Annotated in this window: 19 protein-coding genes; 17 read left to right on the top strand and 2 right to left on the bottom strand. The window is 38.6% G+C overall.

The genetic code is table 11. The features are described from left to right. Nucleotide 1: 1 nt before the first annotated feature. A complete protein-coding gene (pta, locus tag CCON33237_RS05140; RefSeq protein WP_054196682.1) occupies nucleotides 2-1,369 on the bottom strand; it encodes a phosphate acetyltransferase in 1,368 nt (455 codons plus the stop codon). 68 nt (nucleotides 1,370-1,437) lie between these two features. On the opposite strand from pta, the gene flgH reads away from it, so the two are divergent. From flgH to hypA, 15 genes are all read left to right on the top strand, one after another. Beyond that, the gene (gene flgH / locus CCON33237_RS05135; protein ID WP_054196681.1) at nucleotides 1,438-2,145 is read left to right on the top strand and encodes a flagellar basal body L-ring protein FlgH; all 708 of its coding nucleotides are present in this window, start codon (nucleotides 1,438-1,440) and stop codon (nucleotides 2,143-2,145) included. Nucleotides 2,146-2,489: 344 nt separating this feature from the next. Beyond that, nucleotides 2,490-3,635 (top strand): hydrogenase small subunit, encoded by a 1,146-nt coding sequence (locus tag CCON33237_RS05130; protein ID WP_021091342.1) that lies wholly within the window; start codon nucleotides 2,490-2,492, stop codon nucleotides 3,633-3,635. Nucleotides 3,636-3,644: 9 nt separating this feature from the next. After that, nucleotides 3,645-5,363: a nickel-dependent hydrogenase large subunit gene (locus CCON33237_RS05125; RefSeq protein WP_054196680.1), complete on the top strand. Its 1,719-nt coding sequence runs from the start codon at nucleotides 3,645-3,647 to the stop codon at nucleotides 5,361-5,363. A gap of 9 nt (nucleotides 5,364-5,372) precedes the next feature. Further along, nucleotides 5,373-6,053 carry a Ni/Fe-hydrogenase, b-type cytochrome subunit gene (gene cybH, locus CCON33237_RS05120; RefSeq protein ID WP_054196679.1) on the top strand — a complete coding sequence of 227 codons (681 nt, stop codon included), beginning with the start codon at nucleotides 5,373-5,375 and terminating at the stop codon, nucleotides 6,051-6,053. Beyond that, nucleotides 6,053-6,595, top strand: a complete 543-nt coding sequence (locus CCON33237_RS05115; protein WP_054196678.1) for a HyaD/HybD family hydrogenase maturation endopeptidase — start codon at nucleotides 6,053-6,055, stop codon at nucleotides 6,593-6,595. The genes cybH and CCON33237_RS05115 overlap by 1 nt, the downstream gene beginning before the upstream one ends. Then, nucleotides 6,592-8,064, top strand: coding sequence for a hypothetical protein (locus tag CCON33237_RS05110; RefSeq protein WP_054196677.1), 1,473 nt, complete (start codon nucleotides 6,592-6,594; stop codon nucleotides 8,062-8,064). Before CCON33237_RS05115 ends, CCON33237_RS05110 begins: the two co-directional genes overlap by 4 nt. After that, a complete protein-coding gene (hypF, locus tag CCON33237_RS05105) occupies nucleotides 8,048-10,264 on the top strand; it encodes a carbamoyltransferase HypF (protein ID WP_054196676.1) in 2,217 nt (738 codons plus the stop codon). Before CCON33237_RS05110 ends, hypF begins: the two co-directional genes overlap by 17 nt. Before the next feature lie 55 nt (nucleotides 10,265-10,319). Continuing rightward, a complete protein-coding gene (gene nikR / locus CCON33237_RS05100; RefSeq protein ID WP_054196675.1) occupies nucleotides 10,320-10,733 on the top strand; it encodes a nickel-responsive transcriptional regulator NikR in 414 nt (137 codons plus the stop codon). 400 nt (nucleotides 10,734-11,133) lie between these two features. Then, complete coding sequence (locus CCON33237_RS05095; protein WP_054196674.1) at nucleotides 11,134-12,393, top strand: DUF2157 domain-containing protein; 1,260 nt, start codon at nucleotides 11,134-11,136, stop codon at nucleotides 12,391-12,393. Further along, nucleotides 12,390-12,995, top strand: a complete 606-nt coding sequence (locus CCON33237_RS05090) for a GDYXXLXY domain-containing protein (protein WP_054196673.1) — start codon at nucleotides 12,390-12,392, stop codon at nucleotides 12,993-12,995. The genes CCON33237_RS05095 and CCON33237_RS05090 overlap by 4 nt, the downstream gene beginning before the upstream one ends. A 168-nt stretch (nucleotides 12,996-13,163) precedes the next feature. Then, a complete protein-coding gene (gene hypB / locus CCON33237_RS05085) occupies nucleotides 13,164-13,976 on the top strand; it encodes a hydrogenase nickel incorporation protein HypB (protein ID WP_054196672.1) in 813 nt (270 codons plus the stop codon). Next, nucleotides 13,976-14,215, top strand: coding sequence for a HypC/HybG/HupF family hydrogenase formation chaperone (locus CCON33237_RS05080; protein ID WP_054196671.1), 240 nt, complete (start codon nucleotides 13,976-13,978; stop codon nucleotides 14,213-14,215). The genes hypB and CCON33237_RS05080 overlap by 1 nt, the downstream gene beginning before the upstream one ends. Beyond that, the gene (hypD, locus tag CCON33237_RS05075; protein ID WP_054196670.1) at nucleotides 14,215-15,303 is read left to right on the top strand and encodes a hydrogenase formation protein HypD; all 1,089 of its coding nucleotides are present in this window, start codon (nucleotides 14,215-14,217) and stop codon (nucleotides 15,301-15,303) included. Before CCON33237_RS05080 ends, hypD begins: the two co-directional genes overlap by 1 nt. Nucleotides 15,304-15,311: 8 nt before the next feature. Next, nucleotides 15,312-16,304: a hydrogenase expression/formation protein HypE gene (gene hypE, locus CCON33237_RS05070; RefSeq protein WP_054196669.1), complete on the top strand. Its 993-nt coding sequence runs from the start codon at nucleotides 15,312-15,314 to the stop codon at nucleotides 16,302-16,304. After that, nucleotides 16,304-16,645: a hydrogenase maturation nickel metallochaperone HypA gene (hypA, locus tag CCON33237_RS05065; RefSeq protein WP_054196668.1), complete on the top strand. Its 342-nt coding sequence runs from the start codon at nucleotides 16,304-16,306 to the stop codon at nucleotides 16,643-16,645. Before hypE ends, hypA begins: the two co-directional genes overlap by 1 nt. A 225-nt stretch (nucleotides 16,646-16,870) precedes the next feature. Here the strand turns inward: hypA and CCON33237_RS05060 are convergent, their stop codons facing one another. Continuing rightward, on the bottom strand, nucleotides 16,871-19,336 hold the full coding sequence (locus CCON33237_RS05060) for a YhdP family protein (protein ID WP_081004464.1): 2,466 nt from the start codon (nucleotides 19,334-19,336) through the stop codon (nucleotides 16,871-16,873). 73 nt (nucleotides 19,337-19,409) lie between these two features. Between CCON33237_RS05060 and mltG the strand changes: the two genes are divergently transcribed. Together mltG and CCON33237_RS05050 are read left to right on the top strand one after the other, a co-directional pair. Then, nucleotides 19,410-20,354 (top strand): endolytic transglycosylase MltG, encoded by a 945-nt coding sequence (gene mltG, locus CCON33237_RS05055; RefSeq protein ID WP_054196667.1) that lies wholly within the window; start codon nucleotides 19,410-19,412, stop codon nucleotides 20,352-20,354. A gap of 83 nt (nucleotides 20,355-20,437) precedes the next feature. Continuing rightward, a complete protein-coding gene (locus CCON33237_RS05050) occupies nucleotides 20,438-22,612 on the top strand; it encodes an NADP-dependent isocitrate dehydrogenase (protein WP_054196666.1) in 2,175 nt (724 codons plus the stop codon). Nucleotides 22,613-22,616: the final 4 nt, after the last annotated feature.

Raw genomic sequence — 22,616 nt, 5'->3', positions numbered from 1 at the left:
ATTATTCTCCTGCTTGTATGGCGCTAATTAAGATAGTATTTACCACGTCTTCAACGAGGCAACCGCGACTTAGGTCGTTAACTGGCTTTTTTAATCCTTGAAGTATTGGACCCACAGCTAGGGCATTTGCACTTCGCTGAACCGCTTTATAGCAGATGTTTCCGCAGTTTAAATTTGGAAAGATAAATACATTTGCATGCCCTGCGACATCGGAATTTGGCATCTTTTTGCTAGCCACACTTAGATCAACTGCTGCGTCAAACTGAATTGGCGCTGCGATTTTTAAATTTGCATCAAGCTCGCTAGCTTTTTTAGCAGCTTCTTTTACAAATTCCACATCAGGTCCACTTCCACTCTCAGCTGTAGAGTAGCTTAGCATGGCGATCTTTGGACTAAGGCCAAAGGCATTTGCCGTTTGAGCGCTACTTAGTGTGATGCTAGCTAGCTCATCTGCGCTTGGATTTGGCGTGACGGCACAGTCGGCAAAAAGCAAAATTTCTTCTTCAAGCGCCATGAAAAATGCCCCACTTACCACGCTTACATTTGGCTTTGTTTTTATTATCTGCAAGGCTGGGCGGATCGTATCAGCCGTGCTCATTGTAGCGCCACTTACCAAGGCATCGGCTAAGCCTTCATGAATTAGCATCGTAGCAAAGTAAATTTTATCTTTTGCAAGCGCATTTGCCTTAGTTTCATCCACACCTTTATGTTTTCTAAGCTCATAAATTTTCTTTGCAAATTCATCTGTCAGCTCATTTTGTTCTGGATTGATCACTTTGGCTTTGCTTAGATTTAGCCCACAAGCGGCCGCTTTTTTTGAAATTTCATTTTCAAGTCCTAATAAAATGATATTTGCCGCATCTTTTTCTAATACTATGTGAGCTGCTTTTAAAATTCTCTCATCGTCACTCTCTGGCAAAACAACTGTTTTGTTTGCAGTTTTGGCTCTTTTTAGAAGCAGGCTTTGAAATTTAAATGGTGTGATAATATCTGCTTGATAGTTTAAAATTTCATCAAAATTATCTGTGATTAGAAGCTTTGAGTTTAGATTTAGTGCTTTTAGCTCGCTTGCGTTTTCGTCAAAGACTGGAGCGTTTAAATTTCTAGCTAGCTTTAAATTTATCTCGCTTTTGCCAAAGACACTAAAGCCCTCACAGCCAATGACTATGACGAAGTCGCTTTTGGCTTTTAACTCTTCAAATTTATCTATAAATTTTAGAAAAAATTCTTTTTCATTTGAATTTATTAAGTTATTTTTATCGTTTTCATCTGGGATTATCTTAAAAATCTCAACTTTTTTGAATTTTGTAGCTATAATTTCTTGCAGATGTGCTAAATTTTTGTCTGTAAAAACGTAACAACTTTTCATTTGCGACCTTTTTAGGAACTTAAATTGCTTAATTCTAGCACAAAGATACTTATTTTAAGGCATTTTTTATGAACCATAAAACGATTTGGCTCGTCTTATCTGCGGGCATTATTTGCACTGGCTGCACACCAAGTGCTGATCCTCATATCAATATGAAACCCCCGGTTTATGTCGAGCAACTCCCTTCAAAAGATAGTGGAACCGGACAAAGCAACGCTGGCAGCCTCTTTGGAAAGGGCGAAAATCCTCTTTTTTCAGATAGAAAAGCGATGAATGTAAATGATATCGTGACTATCGTTATCTCAGAAAATGCAAGCCAAACTTCAACTGGTAGTAAAAGTACAAATAAAGATAGCACCGTATCACTCGGCGGAGGTGTATTTACGGCTGGAGCGTCACCGCTTTCAACTGTGGCTGAAAATTTAAACAAATATGGCGACATCGGCTTTAAAGCAGGTGGTGGCAATAAATTTACAGGAAGTGGTACTAGCAACAGAAGCGAGAAATTTACCGCAACCATTTCAGCTAGGATTATAAAAATCCTAAATAACGGCAACTATTTCATAGAAGGTAGCCGCGAGCTACTGATAAATGGCGAAAAGCAGATCATGCAAGTAAGTGGAGTCATTAGGCCTTACGACATCTCACAAAACAACGAAATCGACTCAAAATACATAGCTGACGCCAAAATTTTATACAAAACCGAGGGCGAGCTAGACAAATCTACCAAAAAGCCTTGGGGCACAAGGCTTATGGAAGCTATCTGGCCATTTTAATGCAACTTTAAAAGCCTAAATTTAACCCATTTGGGCTTTTAAAAATTTATATCTCAAAAATTTCTCTCGCCTTAAATATGCTAAATTTTTAAAAATCATTAAAAATTATAGTTGATATTTACTTTTAGAATAATATGCTTAAAATATTGAAAATTCATCAAATTAAAATAAAATTTCTCAAAATATTATTTTTTATATTTTGAAAATATATCGCAAAAAAGGGATTTTAAATTTTTTAATTAAGATTTATTTAATTATAAATATTAATTTTATAAAATAATTTTTTACTTCTTTAAACAAAGATATTATTAACAAAAGTAAAATTTTTAAGCAAAGGAGCTTATATGAATAATGACTTGCGTCAAAAGATAGATAGGCGCTTAAGTGAGCTTAGTGCGTTACCTAAGATGAAAAGCGACTCGAGTATTGCGCAGCTTTTAAAAGATAAAGGCTTTACGAGGCGTGATTTTATGAAGTGGGCTGGTGCGATGACAGCTTTTATGGCTCTACCAAGTGCGATGACACCGATGGTTGCTCGTGCTGCTGAGCTTAGCGATAGGCTTCCTGTGATATGGCTTCATATGGCAGAATGCACAGGCTGTAGCGAGAGCTTACTAAGAACCGATGCTCCAAGCATAGATAGTCTTATATTTGACTACATAAGCCTTGAATACCACGAAACTATTATGGCAGCTTCTGGTTGGCAGGCTGAAGAAAATTTAGAGAGCGCGATCGAAAAATACAAAGGCAGATACATCCTGCTAGTTGAGGGAGGTATTCCAACTGGTGCGACTGAAAATTTCTTAACTGTTGGACCTCATGGCACAACAGGTAAAACTCATGCTGTAAATGCTTCAAAAGACGCAGCTGCTATCTTTGCGATCGGTACCTGTTCTAGCTTTGGTGGCATTCAAGCTGCAAGGCCAAATCCATCAAATTCAGTGGGACTTTCAAAGGTCACTGATAAGCCAGTTATTAATGTTGCGGGCTGTCCACCAAGTGAGAAAAATATCGTTGGCAACGTGCTTCACTTCTTACTTTTTGGCACACTTCCAGCGCTTGATGTTTATAATAGGCCAAAATGGGCTTATGGCTTAAGAATTCACGATCTTTGCGAAAGACGTGGTCACTTTGACGCTGGCGAGTTTGTCCAAAACTTCGGCGATGAAGGCGCAAAAAATGGCTACTGCTTATATAAAGTAGGTTGCAAAGGTCCATATACATTTAATAACTGCTCACGCGAGAGATTTAACCAGCACACATCATGGCCAGTTCAAGCAGGTCACGGCTGTATAGGCTGCTCAGAGCCAGACTTCTGGGATACGATGGGACCATTTGAAGAGCCTATGGCAGATAGACTCTTTGATACTGTTTTGGGTCTTGGAGCTGATAATGTCAGCGATAAAGTTGGCATTGGAATTTTAGCTCTTACTGGCATTGGTATAGCAGCTCACGCTGTTATAGCTTCTATGAGTAAAGATAAAGAATAAGGCGAAAAAATGAGTAAAAAAAGAATAGTAATAGACCCTATAACACGTATCGAGGGGCACTTAAGAATAGAAGTTGTTGTAGATGAAAATAATGTCGTAAAAGAGGCTTACTCTGGCTCAACTCTTTGGCGTGGCTTAGAGCAGATCGTAAAAGGCAGAGACCCAAGAGATGCTGGCTTTTTCATGCAAAGAATTTGTGGCGTTTGTACATACTCACACTATAGAGCAGGCATCATCGCGGTTGAAAATGCCCTTGGCATCAAGCCTCCGTTAAATGCAGAGCTAACTAGAACGCTTATGAACGCAGCTTTATATCTTCACGATCACATCGTGCATTTTTATCAGCTCCACGGCATGGACTGGGCAGACGTCGTCTCCGCACTAAGCGCAGATGTGCATAAAGCTAGCGAAGAGGCGTTTAAATATACTGATCTTCCGTTTGCCACAGGAGCTGACAAGCTAAAAGAGGTAAAAGAGAGGGTTGAAGCCTTTGTTAAAAAGGGCAATCTTGGACCATTTGCCAACGCATACTGGGGACATAGCACATATAAATTTACGCCAGAGCAAAATTTAATCGTCCTCTCACACTACTTAGAGTGCCTTAGAATTCAAAGAACAGCAGCTCAGATGATGGCGATCTTTGGCGCGAAAAACCCACATCCACAAAGCCTAACAGTTGGCGGCGTGACTTGCGTGATGGATCTTATGGATCCAGCTAGAATGGGCGAATATATGAGCAAATTTGCCGAGATCAAAGAATTTGTTGATAGAGCTTACTATCCAGATATCTTGATGGCGGCTAAAGCCTATGGTAATGAGCCAAGCGTTCTAAACGATGCTGGTGTGGCAAATTTACTCTGCTATGATGAGTTTTTGATTGGCAAAAATGACCATCTATTTAAAGGTGGCTATATCTTAAATGGCGATCTTAGCAAGGTTTATGACATAGACGAAGACAAGATCACAGAAGAGGCGACAAGAGCTTGGTATAAAAATGACAAAGCGCTTCATCCATATGATGGCGAGACTGAGGCAAACTACACAGGCCTTATTGACGGCGAGAGCATAGACGCCGAGGGCAAACTAGCTCATAGTAAGCTTTTTGATACAAAAGGTAAATATAGCTGGATTAAAGCACCAAGATATGATGGCTTGCCTATGCAAGTGGGTCCAATAGCAAGTATCGTTATAAACTACGCTAGAGGCAACGAGAGAGTTAAAAAAGTAGTTGACGAATTTTTAGCAAAGAGTGGCTTGCCATTAAGTGCAGTCTTTTCAACTCTAGGCAGAACCGCTACTCGTATGCTTGAGGCAAAAGTAGTTGCAGAGCACACAATGGACGCATTTAATGCCTTAGTAGAAAATTTAAAATCAGATCAAGAGACCTGCGCAAAATATGTAATCGATAACAAAAAAGAGTACAAAGGAAATTTTCAAGGCAATGCTCCAAGAGGTGCGCTTAGCCACTGGTGCCGCATAAAAGATGGCGTTATCACAAACTGGCAAGCAGTCGTGCCAAGCACGTGGAACGCCTCTCCAAAAGACGCACAAAATCAAATGGGAAGCTACGAAGCGTGCTTAGTTGGTTTAAAGATCGCTGATCTTTCAAAGCCACTTGAGATAATACGAAAAATTCACTCTTACGATCCTTGCATCGCGTGTGCCGTGCATGTTATGGATACAAAGGGAAATGATTTGAGTACTTATAAGATAAATCCAAATTTGTAAGGAGAGAATATGTCACATAAAAATGCTGACAGGATCAGCGAATACGAATTCTCCATCGGCGTTAGGCTGACACACTGGATTAGATTTGCAGCGATCACACTTTTAGTTGTGAGTGGCTACTATATCTCGTACGTTTTTGTGAGTCCAGAGATAACGAGCGAGCCTACAAATTTTATGCAAGCAAAGTGGCGTATGGCTCACCAGATCGCTGGCTTTGTGCTAATAGCGGCGTTTATCTTTAAATTTTATCTATTTGTCTTTGATAAACATAGCAAAAAAGAGTGGATGAGCGTGGTTGATTTTCTAAATCCAAAAATTTGGATCGCACAGATTAAGTATTATCTTTTTATGGGGCCACATCCGCATTTAAGGGGCGTTTATAATCCTTTGCAGTTTGCCTCATACTTTTTCTTTTATCTTATTTTGACTCTTATTTGCCTAAGCGGTCTTGTGCTTTATGTTCATGTTTATCATGAGGGACTTGGCGGAGCGCTTTATGAGCCAGCTAGGTTTTTTGAAGAGCTTATGGGCGGACTAGCAAATGTCAGAACGATACATAGAATTTGTATGTGGATCATTATGATTTTTGTGCCGATTCATGTTTATATGGCGGTATTTAACGCTGTTAAAGGCGAAAATGGAGCGATGGACGCCATCGTTAGTGGCTATAAATTTGTAAAAGAACACTGATGAGAGTGCTGGTTCTTGGTATCGGCAACGTGATGTTTGCCGATGAGGGCATAGGTGTTCATTTTGTAAATTTGATGGCTAAAAACTATAAATTTACAAGTTCTAAAAACGAGCTTACTCTAATGGACGGGGGCACTTTAGCCCTCGCTCTAACTCACATCATAAGCGAATTTGACTATCTTATCGTCGTTGATTGTATTAGCGCAAACGGCGCAAGCGTGAGTGATGTTTATTTTTTTGATTTTCTAAATGTACCAAATTTTATCAGCTGGGACGGCTCGGCTCACGAGATAGAGATGCTCCAGACCCTTCATCTAATGGAGCTTGCAGGCGATAGGCCTACGACTAAAATTTTAGGTATCGTGCCTAGCCGTATAGAATCATCAAATTTTAGCCTCTCAGATGAGGTTATAAACGCTTCTAATATTTTAGAAAAAACGCTGCTTGATCACTTAAAAGAGCTTGATTTTAAGTGTGAAAAAGTAGCAAATTTTACCCTAAACGATATCGTTGATGAATACGCCAAAAAAGGTTTAAAATGATACTTGCTTTTAAATTTACTTGTCACAAAGACGCTTCGTTTCTAGCGCCATTTTTACGCTTGCTTGCTGGTGATCTATCTCATAGTCTAAAGTGCAAAGAAGATGAAATTTGTCTAAAGGTAAGTGGAGATGCCAGTGAGCTTGAGAGCGTGGCAAATAAAGCAAGTACGCTCTTGCCATTTAGTCTTTTTATAAAGCACAGTGAAGTCTTGGCTGCAAGTGAGCTTGACGAAGATAGCAAGATAAATGAGATAAAATTTGGCGGCCTAACTCCGACTCAAGCGAGCACATTTTTGGCTAGCGAAAAGGCTATCTTAAATGAAAGTGGTGTGCTGTGTGAGAGTAAATTTGAGGGCGAGATAACGCTCGATAATTTTAATGAAAAGCTTAAAACTTGCCTAAATTTATTAAAAAACGGCAAGGGCGTTTGCATAGAGCAAGATAAAAATTTATATGAAATTTCTCTTGGTGTAAATTTTGACGCAAATTTCTTGATGCCTGTAAATTTAAAGCAGCTACCAAAAATTTTTATCGCCGATGATAGAGTTTTGACATTTCTAGCTAGCTTTGAAAAGCCACTTTTAGCACTAAAGACGACAGCCATTTATAGACAAAATCACGAGGATGCGCCGCTATTTTTTGACGTGATGGTACCAAATGACCTTTTTCTTTACGCCATTTGCGAGCAGCTAAATAAAGAAAATTTTAGCTTTTTAAGCGTTAAAGTAAAGGAGCAAAAAAACGCTCTTTCAAGGCTTACTTTGCTTAAAAGTAGCGCAGTTTTAAGCCCATTTTTCTATACAAAAAACGAGGAATTTGAGCTTAGTAATTTTAGCGATATAGCTTTGGGGCTAAAATTTAGCAAATTTAGTGATGACGAAATTTGCCTACTTTCAAAATCAAGCAAAACACAGCTTCTATTTTTGCCAAAATTTAGTAGCTTTGAAGAAATTTATGAGCTCATAAGAGCCGAGGAGGGCGGCGAAAGGCTACTTGAAAATTTCAGCAAAGAGCATACTTTACCAAGTGGTAAATTTAGCTCAAATGCTAGCTTTTTCTCGCTGTTTTGCATAGCTGGGCGCATACTTGGCTTAAGTGATGAGTTTAAAAAAGCAGGGGAGAATTTGCTCCTTATGGCAAGCGATTTTAGCGGTCAAAAGGGCGTTAGGATCGATTATAAGATGAAAGATGACTTTGGTTTAGACGGGGTTAAGTTTGTAAAAAGTATCATTTCGTTTGTCCTTGCTGGCGCTGGAGAGAAGAACATCAGCTTTGGTTGCACCGAATCTTTAGCGCATTTTTTGAGCGATTTTAGCTATGAAAAACGAGATAAATTTAATATCAAAAATATTATTTTAAGCGGGGATTTATTTTATAATAAGGTAGTTAGCAACTTGATAAAAAAGCACCTAAACCCAAATATAAAAACAAATTTTGACCCCGGATTTGGCGTTGAGATCAAGCTTTAGATACGAGATCAAGGGCTTAGTTCAAGGTGTGGGCTTTAGACCTTTTGTCTATACTTTGGCACACAAATTTAAGTTCGTTGGTGAAATTTACAACGACGATGAGGGCGTGAAGCTAAATTTTAGCGGCGAAGAGGCTAGCTTTTTGGCTTTTGAAAAGGAGCTTTATGAGAAGCTGCCAGCCCTTGCTAGGATCGATGAGCTAAAGAAATTTAAGATAGATAAAATTTATGAAAAGCTTGAGATCATCGCTTCAAAGAGAGCTGCCAAGCAAGCTCCTATCTTGCCTGATTATGCACTTTGTGACGACTGCTTGCGCGAGTTTTATGACCCCACAAATCCACGCTACAAATACCCATTTATAAACTGCACCAACTGCGGGCCTAGATTTTCGATCATCAAAGCATTGCCTTATGACAGGGTAAATACGACGATGAACGAGTTTAAAATGTGTAAATTTTGTGAGAGCGAGTATAAAGATCCGCTTAATCGCCGCTATCACGCAGAGCCGATCTCTTGCCCAAACTGTGGACCAAAACTCTATCTAAAAGATAAATTTGGCAAAGTCTTGGATATTGGAAATGAAGCAGCCAAAGAGGCGGCTAAGCTCATAAACGAGGGCAAAATTTTAGCCATTAAAGGGCTTGGTGGTTTTCATTTGGTTTGTGACGCGACAAATGAAGCCGCAGTTAGAGAGCTAAGAGCAAGAAAGCACCGCCCAAGCAAGCCATTTGCTCTGATGAGTAAAAATTTAGAGAATGCTAGAGAGATAGCACAAATTTCAGAGGCAGAGGCAAAGCTACTTAACTCAAATTTAAAGCCAATCGTCTTACTTGAAGCAAAAAACGGCTCAAATATCGCAAAAAGCGTCGCACCAAATTTAAACAAGCTTGGCGTCATGCTCGCATTTAGTGGCATACATCTTTTGCTTTTTGACTACCTTGAGCACGACATCGTCGCAACTAGCGCAAACATCTCAGGCGAAGTTGTGATAAAAGATGAGAGCGAGCTAAGAGAAAAGCTAGGTGACGTCATAGACTTTTACCTTGATCACGACCGAGAAATTTACTCACCAAGTGACGATAGTATCGCATTTTGCGTTGGTGATGAGACAATTTTCACAAGAACGAGCCGTGGGCTAAATCCAAATTTCATCCATACAAATTTCAAGCAAAAAGGGACATTTTTAGCCCTTGGAGCGGAGCTAAAGAGCTCATTTTGCATCTATAAAGACGGACTTTTGATGATTAGCCCTTATATCGGCGATCTAAAAAACGTGGCGACTTTTGATAGATTTAAAGATATTTTTACCCTTTTTGAAACGACTTATAACCTAAAAATCGAGAAGGTCATAGCCGATCTGCATCCAAATTTTTTAAATACAAAATGGGCAAAGGATCAGGGCTTTGAGCTAGTTCATCTTCAGCACCACTACGCGCATTTGCTAAGCGTGATCTTTGAAAACGATCTAGCAGATAAAAAGTATCTTGGATTTTGTTTTGATGGCACTGGATACGGGGAAGACGGTAAAATTTGGGGTGGCGAGGTCTTTAGACTAGATAAAAAGAAATACGAGCGAGTTTATCACTTTGATGAATTTAGCCTATTTGGGGGCGAAAACAGCATCAAAAATATTTATCTCATCGCATATTCTATTATTTTAAAATACTCTCTTGAGGACGAAGCTAGTAAATTTTTAGTAAATTTTGATGAAAAAATGCTTGCAAATTTTAAAAAAATGGAGCAAAAAGGGTTAAACTTAGTAAAGACTAGCTCGGTTGGTAGGATATTTGACGCATTTGGGGCGATTATTTGTGGGCTTTTTCACTCTAGTTTTGAGGGCGAGAGTGGTATGAGGCTTGAAGCGCTTTATGATAAAAATTTAGATGTGTGTTACAAATTTAGCCTAGATAATGGAGTGATCGGCTTTAAAGAAGCTTTTAAAAGTGCTTTAAAAGATGAGCCAAGAGTGGCTGCAACGGCGTTTATAAATGGCTTGGCTGATATTATTTTTGAAATTTCAAAAAAAGAAAAAATGGAAATTTTACTAAGCGGCGGAGTTTTTCAAAATAAGACTTTACTTGAACTTATTTACAAAAAATTTACTAAAGTAAATTTGAAATTTTATATCAATAAAAAATTCTGTAGCAACGATTCTAACGTAAATTTAGGGCAAATTTATTATTATTTATCTACATTTTAAAAGAACTGATGTATAATGATTGTAAACGGTAATCAAACAAGAAAGGAGCAGAAAAATGGATAGTGTTATACGTTTTAGTGTTTCTTTGCCTAGTCAGTTACTAGACGAACTAGATAGGAAAGTTAGCGAACAAGGCTACGCTTCTAGGAGCGAATTTACGAGAGATCTGATCCGTGAAAAGATCGTAAATGATAGCTGGAAGGATGCTAATGAAGAGTTGATCGGTGTTTTGACGCTAATTTATGTGCATCATCACAACGATTTGGTGAATAAAAAAATGGATATCGAGCATGACTCTGATGTGAAAATAATCTGTACAAATCACGTACATGTTGATCACCATAACTGCTTAGAAACGATTTCTATAAGAGGAGAGGCAAGCAAAATAGAACGCTTTTCTGAGAGAATCGCTGGCTTAAAAGGTGTTAAATTTTCTAAACTTACAAAGGCAGCCGTTCCTAAATTTTAGCGTGCTAAAGTCTTTGAAGTGGTAGAGAATTTAGGAGTTTTTAGCAAGTATAGCAAGCAGCTGGTTTCTTGTAGGTGTGGTGTTTATTGCATTAGTCTTTCAAAGTAGTTTTTAAGTGGTTTTTGTAGTTTTGTAAATTGATATGGAGTTTTTGCCGATTTGCTCGTGCAAACTCCATATCTTTTGAATAAATGATAATTTGATGGTCATTTACCCTTTTTATTGGGCTTTGACTAAAATTCAAATTTCTAAAAATTTTTAAACTTATTCAAAATATCTCTTCTTAGCATTTACGCTATATTTTTAATATAATAACAACAAAAATTTGATCCTTATTGCCACAATTTTACGCTGGTTAATAGGCTTCTTATGTTTTAATGAGCTTGCAAAGGAGTTGTTGTTGAACTTTTTAAATAGAATTTTTCTAGCAAAAGAGCTGGATCGGTGGCAAAGTGACGGTATAGTCGATAAAGAGACCGCTATAAAAATAGCAAATTTATATGACATCGACACTGACGCTCATAGTGATAAGATGAGCTTTGTCCTAAAACTCGTAGCATATCTCTTTTTTGCGCTGGCATTTTTTACGCTTGTTGGTGCAAATTGGGAAGAGATACCAAGACTAGGACGTTTGGCGCTTGTGTTGTTTGTACTTGGGCTTGTAAATTTTGGTGGAATTTACTATCTCGCAAAGGGAAAGGAAAATCTATCAACGGCGATGTTTTTTCTTGGAAATTTCTGCTTTGGTGCGGCGATTGCTCTTATTGCTCAAATTTATCACATTAGTGATGAGCCAAGCGGCGGTATCTTGCTTTGGAGTATCGGAGCGTTTGCGGTTTCTTTTGCTAGTAAAAAAGGTGTGTTGGTGGCCCAAAGCCTTATCTTTGCGACGGTTTGGTTTTTTATGAGAGGCTATCAGGGCGATTTTGGTTTTGGTTTTATCATTTTTATAGTACTTGGCGCATATACGCTTTACAAAGACGACTCAAAATGGCTTGCTTTTGTGATTTTTATAGATATCTTTATATATATCATTTCATTTTGCGGCTACATTAGTGGTCTTAGGGCGATATTTGATTATGGATTTTTGTTTGGACTTCCTATGGTTGCGATCGTATCGCTATCTTATGCACTTTTGCTTATCAGTATTTCGCCGCTACTAGATAAATTCAGAGCAGGGCTTGGCGCATTTGCAAAAGAATTTGGTAAAAATTTTGGCGTTTTTGTGTTGTTATTTTGTCTATTTTTATTTGAAGAAAGAAATTTATTTGAGCTTTACGATGAAAAGCTTTGGTTTGTGAAGTCGTTTTTTAAGAGCAATTTTGGCTTTGTCTTTATTCTATTTAGTGTTGCTTATTTTGCACTATTTTTTAAAGAAAAAAACAAGAGTGGTTTGCTACTTGGGGCACTGCTCGTGTCGTTACCATTTGTCTTTAGCTACGGTCCTGGCTACGCAAATATATTTTTTTCGCTCGCAAATATCATAACAGCTGCGGTTCTTATCAAAAAGGGTGAGTTAAAACTTGGTCTTTGTATGATATTTTTGGTTGCAGCCGTGAGGTATTTCCAACTCATAGGTGATTATATCGGCGCTACGGCACTATTTATGGTATTTGCTTTCATAGTGCTAGTTGTGGCTAGAAAAGGACGTAAAAAATGAAGATAAAAGTATTAATAGTAGCTGTGGTTTTTCAAATTTCGCTTATTGGCATTATGCTTGGCTACGCACTTATGCCACTTTATTTTGGGCAAGAGGTAAGAGTAAGGGTCAATCTTTATGATCCAAGAGATCTTTTTCGCGGAAATTATGTTGATTTAAACTATGAATTTTCAAATTTTCATTCAAGAAATTTTGACGAAAATGATGAAGATGACCGCTATATCGACCAATACGATGAGAGAGTAAGAGATGGGGCTAGAGTTTATGCTATTTTAAAACCAGATGTTAATGGCACTTACAGCTTTGCTAAATTTAGTATAAGCAAGCCAGACAATGGAGTGTTTTTAGCTGGTAGATATGACGGTTACTCACTCGTAAAATACGGCATAGAGCAGTTTTATATGTCACCTGATAGTGCGGCTAATACTGAAGATGAAATGAGAGAAGAAGATGTTGATGCCTATGCTGTTTTGATGGTGATGGATAATGGCAAAGCTAGACTAAAGGATCTAATAATCCAAAAGAATGCCCAAAAAAATAGTAAAAAACTACTCGGTGGTGAAAATTTTGATAAGCTGGATGATGTTAGGCAAAAAGAGTAAAGTAAATTTAGTCAAAATGCTTGAAAATTTCATTTATATTTTTAAATTTAAATAGAAATTTAAATAAATTAATTAATTTTGATCTATTTGCCAAAACTCCTAAATTTTAATTTTATTTTTAAATTTAAGAGTTAAAATCTCCATAAATTAATAAAAAAGGATGAAAAAATGTGTAAAGATTGCGGTTGTTCAATGGGTAATCACGCCCACACTCATACTCACGCTGATAGTACCACTCACTCACACCCACATACTCACGATGGGCATACTGACCACGCTCATGACGCACACGAGCATAGCCACGAGGCTCACGCACACCCTGTGCTAAACGAGAGCAAAACGATAGACGTGATAGAGAAAATTCTATCTAAAAACGACAAAGAGGCCGCTCATAACAGAGCGCATCTTGATGAGAAAAAGATACTTTGTGTAAATTTGATGAGTAGTCCAGGCGCTGGCAAGACTACGCTTTTAGAAGCTACGATAAAGGCTGGCAAATTTAAAATAGGCGTTGTCGAGGGCGATTTAGAGACCAACCAAGATGCCGACCGCATAGTAAAAGCTGGCGCAAAAGCTCATCAGATAAGCACAGGTCAGACCTGCCACTTGGACGCTTTTATGGTGCATGAGGGGCTTCATCACCTGCCACTAAACGAGCTTGATCTAGTCTTTATAGAAAATGTTGGAAATTTAGTTTGCCCTGCAAGCTACGACGTTGGCTCGCACTTTAACGCTGTGCTTCTTTCAGTGCCAGAGGGTGATGACAAGGTGAGCAAATATCCAGTGATGTTTAGAGCTGCTGACGTACTTTTGATCACAAAAGCTTCGCTTGCACCGCACTTTGACTTTGATATCGAGCGAGTGAAAAACGACGCTAGAAAGCTAAATCCAAAGGTTGATATCTTTGTCGTAGATAGCAAAACAGGCGAGGGCATAGACAAATGGATAAGTTATTTGGAATTTAAAAAAGAGCTAAGATAATGTGCCTCTCGATCCCTTCAAAAGTAATAGAAATAGATGAAAATAACGTCGCCACAGTTGAAACTTTGGGCGTTACTAGAAAGGTAAGCCTAGATCTCATCTCTGAAGAGGTGAAAGTTGGCGAATACGTGCTAATCCACGTAGGATACGCTATGCAAAAGATCGATACGCAGTTTGCGCTTGAGAGTTTAGAGGTCTATCAAAAGATCGCTGATGATATGAACGCGGGGAAAATTTGATGGATCTTATCAATGACTTTCGCGATAAAAATTTAATCCTAGCCCTTTCAAAACTGATACAAAAAGAGAGTGTAAAACCGCTAAATATCATGGAAATTTGCGGTGGCCACACGCATAGCATTATGAAATTTGCACTGCCAAGCTTAGTTGGAGAACATATAAATTTCGTCCACGGCCCAGGCTGTCCGGTCTGCGTCATGCCAAAGAGCCGCATAGATGAGGCCTGTAAGCTAGCTAGCATGGATAATGTGATCTTTTGCACGCTAGCTGATATGCTAAGAGTGCCTGGCTCAAAGACAAGCTTGCAAAAGCTTCGTGGCGAGGGGCACGATATAAGGGCACTTTACACGCCACTTGATGCGCTAAATATCGCTAAGCAAAACCCAGACAAAAAGGTCATATTTTTTGCGATCGGTTTTGAGACGACGATTCCGATGAGTGCAAATTTAGTTGAAAAAGTGGTGCAAGAGGGCATTAAAAATTTATACTTTCATATAAATCACGTAACCGTCCCAGCACCAGTTAGAGCCATAATGAGCGATGAAAATGTGAGGATAGACGCATTTTTAGGACCAAGTCACGTAAGCGTCATAACTGGAAGTAAAATTTACAAAGAGCTAGCGAGCGAGTTTAAAAGACCCATAGCCATTAGCGGTTTTGAGCCGCTTGACATCATGGCGAGTGTGCTAAATTTAGTCCGTCAGCAAAATGCAGGCACTTATGAAGTCTATAACGAGTACGCAAGGGCTGTCAAAGAAGAGGGCAACGTCAAGGCAAAAGAGCTCATAGCTAAGTACTTTGAGCCGTGCGACTTTGTTTGGAGAGGCCTTGGCGAGATAGCGCAAAGCGGCATGAAGCTAAGAGATGAGTTTGCCTATCTTGACGCCAGAGTGCAGTTTGACTGCAGTGTAGAGAGCGCTGGTGAGAGCAAGGCTTGCATTTGTGGGCAAATTTTAAGAGGGCTAGCAAAGCCGACAGAGTGCAAAGTCTTTGGCAAGGTTTGTAATCCACAAAATCCGATAGGATCGTGCATGGTCTCAAGCGAGGGCGCTTGTGCGGCATATTTTAAATACGCAAGAGTTGGTTAAGGAATTTAATGAAAAAGATAATGCTAAGCCACGGCGGCGGCGGCGAGGAGATGAACTCGCTTATAAACGAGACGATATTTAAAATTTTTGATAACGAAATTTTAAGGCAAAGCAACGACTCGGCGATATTAAATTTAAACGGCAAGATCGCTTTTAGCTCCGATAGCTTTGTGGTAACTCCCATTTTTTTTAATGGTGGCGATATCGGCAAGATCGCGGCTTGCGGCACGATAAACGACCTAGCGATGGTTGGAGCAAGCGCAAAATACCTAAGCTGCTCGCTCATCATCGAAGAGGGGCTAAGTGTAGAGGAGCTTGAAAAGGTGCTTGGCTCGCTTGCAAAAACTTGTAAAGATAGCGGTGTGAGCGTAGTTTGTGGCGATACAAAGGTCGTACCAAAGGGCAAATGCGATAAAATCTTTATAAATACAGCAGGCATAGGCGAGATAGTTTGCGAAGGCGTGGAGCTTAAAAATTTAAAGGCAGGGGCTAAAATTTTAATCTCTGGAGATGTTGGTAGACACGGCGGCGTGGTGCTAGCAGCAAGAGAAGAATTTGAGCTTGGACTTGATCTAAAAAGTGACTGCAAGAGCCTAAAAGAGGTTGCTTTGAGGCTATTTGAGGCTGGTATAAAACCGCAGTGCATGCGTGATGCGACTAGAGGCGGACTAAGTGCAGTGCTAAATGAGTGGGCTAAATTTAGTAAATTTGACATCTTGGTTTTTGAAGAAAATATCAAGGTCGCAGACGAAGTGATGGGTGTTTGTGAGCTATTTGGATTTGAGCCTTATGAGCTCGCAAATGAAGGCACTTTTGTGATGGCTATCGATGAGAGTCAGGCTGAGGACGCGCTTGGGATTTTGCGAGAATTTGACAAAAACGCGATGATAATAGGCGAGGTAATGGAAGCTAAAAACGAGCGTGTCATCATCGAAAACGCCTATAAATCAAGAAGATTTCTCGAGCCGCCAAAGGGCGAGCTACTGCCAAGGATCTGCTAATGCACGAGCTTAGTATCGTTCAAAATTTAGTTAGCCTTTGCGAGAAAAATGCCGCCAAAGAAAATGCCAAAGAGATAAGCAAGATCGAGATAAAGGTTGGCCGTTTAAGCGGAGTGGAGCCTCATTATTTGCAGAGTGCATTTGATGTTTATAAGGCTGGCACGATCTGCGAAAACGCTGAGCTTGTCATAAATTTACAAGGCATTGTGATCGAGTGTTTGGAGTGTGGATTTGGCGGAGAGCTTAATGAAAATGACTTCACCTGTCCAAAGTGTAAAAGCCAAAATTTAAAGGTAACTGACGGCGAGGATATGTATCTTATGCGCCTTGAGATGAAGTAAATTTTGCGTATTATAATACGCAAAATTTTATGCTTTTTGTCAAAATATTTTAATAGCACTAGTATCAAAAAAAATAGCTACCAAAACCTTGATCTTTAGCTTTCGATATCCTTTTTACGCACTTTGCGAGCCGAGGATAATAAAAATAATCAAAAATGAGCACCACTCTTGGCTTTAGAAGCAGCCAATAATTTTTCTATAATTTCCATGCGTTGCAGATTTAAACTACTCAAATATCAAAAACGGAGCCTGAATCACGTTTCTTATTATCTTTAGTGGCGAGAGCAGGGCGTCTTGCAAGATCTGCGTTGAGTACTCTGGCTTATCGGTAGTGCCACGTATGGCGATGACGGTTGAGAGCGAGCGGTCCTTGCCAAGGATTATTTGATTTACCAGTGGAATTTTATCAATGATACTGCTAGCATCTTTTAGTAGCTTTAGCTCAAGGTCGATGTTTATCTTTTTACTCTTTAGATCGATCGTGCCACGTCCGCCGATATCAGCACTTGTGCCTATCATTTCAATCGCTAAAAATTCGATCATATCGCCATTTCTAGTGAGTAAAATTTTACCATTTTTAACAGTAAAGCCCTTGTCGTTAAAATCAGGTGTTTTAAAGCTAAGAAGCGATGGAACCGAGTTTAAAAAGCTAAGTAGCCTTTGATAAAAGATATAATCCTTTAAAAAAGTATCAAAAAATCTCACCTCTGCCTTGAAATTCTTAGAGTTTTCTCCAAGCATTTTTAGGCGAAATTTACCGCCTTCAAAGCTCTTGATGCCAAAAAGGTCGTTGATAAATTCTCCGCTTATGTCGGTTGCGTCTAAATTTATACTTTTTTCATCGTTAAAATAGCCAACTCTTCCTTGCTGCGCCAGCCCATTTAGCGAGGTGCTTTTGCCCTTTTTCTCGGCGCTAAAGCTGGTAAATGGCAAGGTCTTGTTTAGATCCCTTAAAATGATATCGCCATTTTTTGCTAAAAGCTCAAGCGGCGTGCTTTGCTCGCTGGTTTTGTTATCGTCAAGCACTAGCAAATTTAGATCTTTAGTTTTTACGCTTATGGCTTTTTCTTTTATGTCTAGGCTTAGCTTTTTACTTGCGCTATCTACCTTCACACCAGCTTTTGAGACTAAAATTTTAAGATCATCGTTTTCATACTTTGAACCATTTTTATCTAAAAACGGCAAATCAAAGTTTGCCTCTTTGGCAAAAATTTCAAGATCAGTAAAATCCTTACTTTTTATACTAAGTTCATCAAAACCATGCACGCCGTTTTGCTTTAAAACAGGCGAGCTCTCTATGAAAAATTTACTATTTTTTGTTGATATTTTACTTTCACTGCCAAAGCTCATATCAAGCTCAAATGGCTCTATCTTAAGTAAAGTTTCACCAGCTTTACTAAAGTCTAAAAATGCGCTAAATGGCTCATTTTTAAAGACTAAAATTTCATCATTTTTCTCTTTTAGATCAAAGCTTTCTATCACGCCTTTTATCTCGCCAGTACTTTTTTGTAAATTTATATCAGCCTTGGCATTTGCTTTAAAAAACTCAAGTCCAAAGCCAGTAGCATCGATGTTTAAATTCGTCGTATTTATAAGCTTTACGAGAGCATTTTTGGTATTAAATTTACTTCCAGCAATCTCTAAAACCGCGTCACTTAGCTTAAATTCTCCATTTGCAATGACGCTTTTTTCATCAAAATTTTCTAAGCTTTTCTCATCAAGCTTTATTAAAATTTTTAAGCTAGCGTCCATTTTTCCGCTTAGCTGCCTTACTGGCACGATGATCTTATAGGCTTTTAATATCTCATTTATAGCTTCATCATAGATCGATTTTGTCTTTATAAGTAGCTCTAAATTTGCGCTTTTTTCATCAAAGATATTATTTATCACAACGCTTGAGCCATCAAGCTTTTTGCCCTTGTAAATAGGCGAAATAAGATCAAATTTAAGCTTTGAGTTTTTAAGCGTGATATTTGCTTCGCCTACATTTACGGCTGGCAAGCCTTTTTCAAATTTAACGAGCAAATTTTTAGTATTTGCGGTGGCATTTAGATTATTTAGATAAAAGTTATTTTTAGCTAGATCAGCCTTGCCATTTATCTCTTTAAGCTCGTAATCATCAGCAACGATGTATCCATATATCCAGCTTTTAACTTCACTATTTAGCTCTATGCGTCTGTCAAGCTCATCAATGAAGTTTTTAATGCTTCCAGCCTCGACATCGTAAGCTTTGTAAGTTAAAAATGTATCTTTTAGGGCAAAATTTAGCTTACCGTGCAGCTCATGAGAGGTGAAATTTCCTTCAAATTTATAGTCATTTTTATCAAAATCTGCACTTCCTTCGCCGCTAATGCTGACGTTAAAATCCTTAAAGCTTAAATTTCTAACGCTAAAAAGATCTATTCCGTCTTGCTGTTCGTTTTGGAATTTAATATCCACATTTAAATAAGGGCTATCAACAAAAAATATATCATCTAAAAATAGAATTTTTAGTTTAAAATCATCGCCTATTTGCACATTTTCAAGTGAAATTTCTTGAAAAATCGTATCTATAAAATCTACGCTTTTACTAAGATTTAAAAGGCGCTCATCGCTGCTTTTTTGCTTGCTCTCTTTCTTAAAATTTGGGAGCTTTATCTGCTTTGCTCTTGCAATTATTTTTTTATCTAATTTTATATATAATTGCTCCAATTTTACGCCGTAAAACTCGAAATCGTTAATTTTTATGCCGTATTTTAAAAGTAAGATAAATGAAAGAATCAAGATGATAAAAAATTTTATGAAAAAGCCATATTTAGACATTTTTTTTGATATCGTAGCCATCATTTTCCTAAGTATTTTTGTCTATTTGGCACGCCCTATAAACACAAGCAAGGTCGTTTTTATACCAAAGGGAAGTGTGGGCGAGATTATATCTTATTTAGCTAATCGCAACTTTAACTTAAGCGTGATAGACAAATACGCCATACTTTTTATCGGCTCTCCACAATCTGGCTGGATAGAGATCGGCCAAGACAAAATTTCAAGGGTTGATTTTTTAAAAAAACTTGCAAAATCAAAAGCAGCTTTAACCGAGATAACGCTAATACCAGGCGAAACGACTATCGTTTTTTTAAACCAGATCGCCGCCCAGCTAGGACTTGATCCAGTTAAGCTAAATAGCGAATATAACGCCCTTGCTCCAGTTGGTGATGGTTTTTTGATGCCAAATACATATAAAATTCCAGTTGGCATCAGCGAAAGACACCTTGCTTTTTATCTTGTAAATTCATCAAGAAAGGCTCAAAGCGAGATCAGCAATAAAATTTTTGGCGAATACAATGAGAAAAAATGGTTTAAAATTTTAACGATCGCTTCGATCATCCAAAAAGAAGCGGCAAATGACGCTGAGATGCCACTTGTCGCCTCAGTCATTTATAACCGCCTAAATAAGGGCATGAGGCTGCAGATGGACGGCACACTAAACTATGGAATTTATTCGCACGATGTGATCACGGCTGAGCGCATAAGAAGCGATATGAGCGAGTTTAATACCTATCTAAATGACGGCATTCCGCCAAGTCCAGTCTGCTCGGTCTCGATAAGTGCGATCAAAGCGGCGATAAATCCTGCAAAGAGCGATTATTTATACTTTGTGCTTGATAAAAAGGCTAAAAAACACATTTTTTCAAAAACCTTAAGCGAGCACAACCAAAATATAGGAAAATAGAGCTAGAATTTGCGGCAAATGCCTAAAATACAACGAGATTTAATAAAGAAAGTGATAAATTTTAAAAAAATAAAAGGGCTAAAATGAGTGACATTATCTGGACTAAAACTGACGAAGCACCACTATTTGCAAGCTACTCTCTCTTTCCTATCGTAAAGAGCTTTTTATCACGCGCTGGCATTAGTATAACTAGGGCCGATATTAGCCTAGCTGGGAGAATTTTATCTCTTTTTAGCAAAGAGCTTGGACTAAATAAGGCCGATGAGCTGGAGCTTTTAGGCGAGCTGACCGCTCACAAAGAGGCAAATATCATTAAGCTGCCAAACATCTCAGCCACGCTTGTTCAGCTAAAAGCAGCGATAGAGGAGCTTAGAAGCAAAGGCATAAACGTGCCATTTTATCCAGATGAGATCATCACGGATTACGACGAAGGGGTTGCTAAAAAATACCAAAAAGTGCTAGGAAGCGCGGTTAATCCAGTGCTAAGACAAGGAAACTCAGATAGAAGAGTCTTGCCACCAGTTAAAGAATTTGCCAAAAAGCATCCTCACAGTAACGGCGACTGGGACAAGGCAAATAAAACTAAAATTTGCTACATGCAAAAGGGTGATTTTTATGAGAATGAGCGCTCAATAGTCGCTAGTAAAGATGAGAAATTTTATATAAATTTCATAAGTAAAGATGGCAAAAAAGAGCTTTTAAAAGAGCTTGCCATTCAAAGTGGCGAGATCGTAGATGCCACATTTTTAAGCGTTGAAGAGCTTGATAAATTTTATGAAAGTTGCTTCGAGACGGCTTTAAAAGAGAATTTAACCCTTGGCCTTCATCTAAAATGCACGATGATGAAGGTTAGTGACCCAGTCATCTTTGCTCACGCGATAAAGAGCTACTTTAAAGATGTTTTTGAAAAATTTGGCGATGAATTTAAGGCTCACGGTGTTGAGGCAAAAAACGGCTTAAAAGATATGTTTTCTAAAATTTCAACTCTTAAAAATAAAGATAAAATTTTGGCTAAATTTGATGAAATTTTGAGCAAAAAGGCAAAAATTTGGGCACTAAATGAAAATGCCAGCAACTTTGACGTGCCAAATGATGTCATCATCGATGCTTCTGTGCCAGCGCTTATTAGAAACTCAGGGAAAGTAAAAGATAGAAGCGGCGAGCTAAATTTCTCGCTTTGCATGATCCCAGATAGGACCTACGCTAGAGTTTATGAGGCTTGCGTGATGGACTTTAAGGAGCATGGCGCGCTTGATGTGAGCAAGATCGGCAGCGTAGCAAACGTGGGACTAATGGCTAAAAAGGCCGAGGAGTACGGCAGTCACGACAAGACTTTTATAGCAAAAGAGGACGGAGAATTTGTTGTTTTTGATGAGGCTGGTGAGAGTGTCTTTAAATTTAGCGTCAAAAAGGGCGACATTTTTAGGATGACGCAGGCAAAAGATGATGCGATAAATGCGTGGTTTGAGCTTGCTTTAAAAAGAGGCGAGATATCAAAAGATGAGCTCATATTTTGGCTAGATAGTAGCCGTGCTCACGATAGAAATTTGATAGCTAAATTTGAAAAATTTAGAGATAAATTCGCTATGGCTGGTGTAAAATCTAAAATTTTAAACTACGAGCAAGCGACGCTAAAATCACTTGAGATGATAAGAGCTGGCAAAAACGTAATAAGCGTTACTGGTAACGTTTTAAGAGACTATTTAACCGATCTTTTCCCGATCTTTGAGCTAGGCGGTAGCTCTAAAATGCTCTCAGTTGTGCCACTGCTTGCTGGTGGGGCAATGTTTGAAACAGGTGCTGGCGGAACAGCTCCAACGCTCATTAAAGAGCTAAAAGAGAAAAATCACCTGCTTTGGGATAGTCTCGGTGAGTTTTTAGCGCTTAGTGCTTCGCTTGAACATCTAGCATTTGCTAAGCAAAAAAAAGAGGCAAAAGAGCTAAGTGACGCGCTAAATAGAGCGGTTGCTAGCTATCTAGATGAAAACAAAATGCCAAACGCCACTCTTGATACCAGAGAATCGCACTTTTATTTGGCACTTTTTTGGGCAAGAGAAATGGCAAAAGATGGCGGGATTTTAAGTAAAATTTTTGAAAATTTAGCGGACGAGCTAGAGAAAAATGAGAGCGAAATTTTAAAAGAGATAAGACAAAATGATGGTGCAAGCGTGGAATTTGGCGGATATTATTTACCAGATGAAGTGAGGGCAAGTGAGGTCATGAGACCAAGCAAAATTTTAAATCAAATAATAGGATGAGAAA

The sequence above is a fragment of the Campylobacter concisus genome, assembly GCF_001298465.1.
GTDB classification, from domain to species: domain Bacteria; phylum Campylobacterota; class Campylobacteria; order Campylobacterales; family Campylobacteraceae; genus Campylobacter_A; species Campylobacter_A concisus.
This window is presented reverse-complemented; position numbering and strand designations above follow the sequence as displayed.

What these genes read in the sequence shown, in the direction of transcription:
- pta (WP_054196682.1), bottom strand. Translation starts at nt 1,369, where the DNA reads ATGAAAAGTTGTTACGTTTTTACAGACAAAAATTTAGCACATCTGCAA.
- flgH (WP_054196681.1), top strand. Translation starts at nt 1,438, where the DNA reads ATGAACCATAAAACGATTTGGCTCGTCTTATCTGCGGGCATTATTTGC.
- CCON33237_RS05130 (WP_021091342.1), top strand. Translation starts at nt 2,490, where the DNA reads ATGAATAATGACTTGCGTCAAAAGATAGATAGGCGCTTAAGTGAGCTT.
- CCON33237_RS05125 (WP_054196680.1), top strand. Translation starts at nt 3,645, where the DNA reads ATGAGTAAAAAAAGAATAGTAATAGACCCTATAACACGTATCGAGGGG.
- cybH (WP_054196679.1), top strand. Translation starts at nt 5,373, where the DNA reads ATGTCACATAAAAATGCTGACAGGATCAGCGAATACGAATTCTCCATC.
- CCON33237_RS05115 (WP_054196678.1), top strand. Translation starts at nt 6,053, where the DNA reads ATGAGAGTGCTGGTTCTTGGTATCGGCAACGTGATGTTTGCCGATGAG.
- CCON33237_RS05110 (WP_054196677.1), top strand. Translation starts at nt 6,592, where the DNA reads ATGATACTTGCTTTTAAATTTACTTGTCACAAAGACGCTTCGTTTCTA.
- nikR (WP_054196675.1), top strand. Translation starts at nt 10,320, where the DNA reads ATGGATAGTGTTATACGTTTTAGTGTTTCTTTGCCTAGTCAGTTACTA.
- CCON33237_RS05090 (WP_054196673.1), top strand. Translation starts at nt 12,390, where the DNA reads ATGAAGATAAAAGTATTAATAGTAGCTGTGGTTTTTCAAATTTCGCTT.
- hypB (WP_054196672.1), top strand. Translation starts at nt 13,164, where the DNA reads ATGTGTAAAGATTGCGGTTGTTCAATGGGTAATCACGCCCACACTCAT.
- CCON33237_RS05080 (WP_054196671.1), top strand. Translation starts at nt 13,976, where the DNA reads ATGTGCCTCTCGATCCCTTCAAAAGTAATAGAAATAGATGAAAATAAC.
- hypD (WP_054196670.1), top strand. Translation starts at nt 14,215, where the DNA reads ATGGATCTTATCAATGACTTTCGCGATAAAAATTTAATCCTAGCCCTT.
- hypE (WP_054196669.1), top strand. Translation starts at nt 15,312, where the DNA reads ATGAAAAAGATAATGCTAAGCCACGGCGGCGGCGGCGAGGAGATGAAC.
- hypA (WP_054196668.1), top strand. Translation starts at nt 16,304, where the DNA reads ATGCACGAGCTTAGTATCGTTCAAAATTTAGTTAGCCTTTGCGAGAAA.
- mltG (WP_054196667.1), top strand. Translation starts at nt 19,410, where the DNA reads ATGATAAAAAATTTTATGAAAAAGCCATATTTAGACATTTTTTTTGAT.
- CCON33237_RS05050 (WP_054196666.1), top strand. Translation starts at nt 20,438, where the DNA reads ATGAGTGACATTATCTGGACTAAAACTGACGAAGCACCACTATTTGCA.